Genomic DNA, 1,590 nt, shown 5'->3' on the forward strand with positions numbered 1-1,590 from the left:
CGTAAGATTCGTATTCCGAATGTCCTATAGACATTATCCTTAGAAAGGAGGTGATCCAGCCGCACCTTCCGATACGGCTACCTTGTTACGACTTCACCCCAATCATCTGTCCCACCTTAGGCGGCTGGCTCCAAAAGGTTACCCCACCGACTTCGGGTGTTACAAACTCTCGTGGTGTGACGGGCGGTGTGTACAAGGCCCGGGAACGTATTCACCGCGGCATGCTGATCCGCGATTACTAGCGATTCCGGCTTCATGCAGGCGAGTTGCAGCCTGCAATCCGAACTGAGAATAGATTTATGGGATTGGCTTGACCTCGCGGTTTTGCTGCCCTTTGTTCTATCCATTGTAGCACGTGTGTAGCCCAGGTCATAAGGGGCATGATGATTTGACGTCATCCCCACCTTCCTCCGGTTTGTCACCGGCAGTCACCTTAGAGTGCCCAACTTAATGCTGGCAACTAAGCTCAAGGGTTGCGCTCGTTGCGGGACTTAACCCAACATCTCACGACACGAGCTGACGACAACCATGCACCACCTGTCACTCTGTCCCCCGAAGGGGAACGTCCTATCTCTAGGAGTGGCAGAGGATGTCAAGACCTGGTAAGGTTCTTCGCGTTGCTTCGAATTAAACCACATGCTCCACCGCTTGTGCGGGCCCCCGTCAATTCCTTTGAGTTTCAGCCTTGCGGCCGTACTCCCCAGGCGGAGTGCTTAATGCGTTTGCTGCAGCACTAAAGGGCGGAAACCCTCTAACACTTAGCACTCATCGTTTACGGCGTGGACTACCAGGGTATCTAATCCTGTTCGCTCCCCACGCTTTCGCGCCTCAGCGTCAGTTACAGACCAGAGAGTCGCCTTCGCCACTGGTGTTCCTCCACATCTCTACGCATTTCACCGCTACACGTGGAATTCCACTCTCCTCTTCTGCACTCAAGTTCCCCAGTTTCCAATGACCCTCCCCGGTTGAGCCGGGGGCTTTCACATCAGACTTAAGAAACCGCCTGCGCGCGCTTTACGCCCAATAATTCCGGACAACGCTTGCCACCTACGTATTACCGCGGCTGCTGGCACGTAGTTAGCCGTGGCTTTCTGGTTAGGTACCGTCAAGGTACCGGCAGTTACTCCGATACTTGTTCTTCCCTAACAACAGAGCTTTACGACCCGAAGGCCTTCTTCGCTCACGCGGCGTTGCTCCGTCAGACTTTCGTCCATTGCGGAAGATTCCCTACTGCTGCCTCCCGTAGGAGTCTGGGCCGTGTCTCAGTCCCAGTGTGGCCGATCACCCTCTCAGGTCGGCTACGCATCGTTGCCTTGGTGAGCCGTTACCTCACCAACTAGCTAATGCGCCGCGGGCCCATCTGTAAGTGACAGCCGAAACCGTCTTTCAGCCTTCCCTCATGAGAGGAAAGGAATTATCCGGTATTAGCCCCGGTTTCCCGGAGTTATCCCAGTCTTACAGGCAGGTTGCCCACGTGTTACTCACCCGTCCGCCGCTAATCTTTAAAAGCAAGCTTTTAAAGATTCGCTCGACTTGCATGTATTAGGCACGCCGCCAGCGTTCGTCCTGAGCCAGGATCAAACTCTCCAA

The 1,590-nt window shown here is 54.5% G+C and carries 1 rRNA gene; it reads right to left on the bottom strand.

The window, feature by feature from the left end:
• Nucleotides 1-43: 43 nt before the first annotated feature.
• Nucleotides 44-1,590 (bottom strand): 16S ribosomal RNA (locus tag GNT69_RS25325).

Origin of the sequence: Bacillus sp. B15-48 (assembly GCF_016879755.1) — a bacterium.
Taxonomy (GTDB): Bacteria; Bacillota; Bacilli; order Bacillales; family Cytobacillaceae; genus Mesobacillus_B.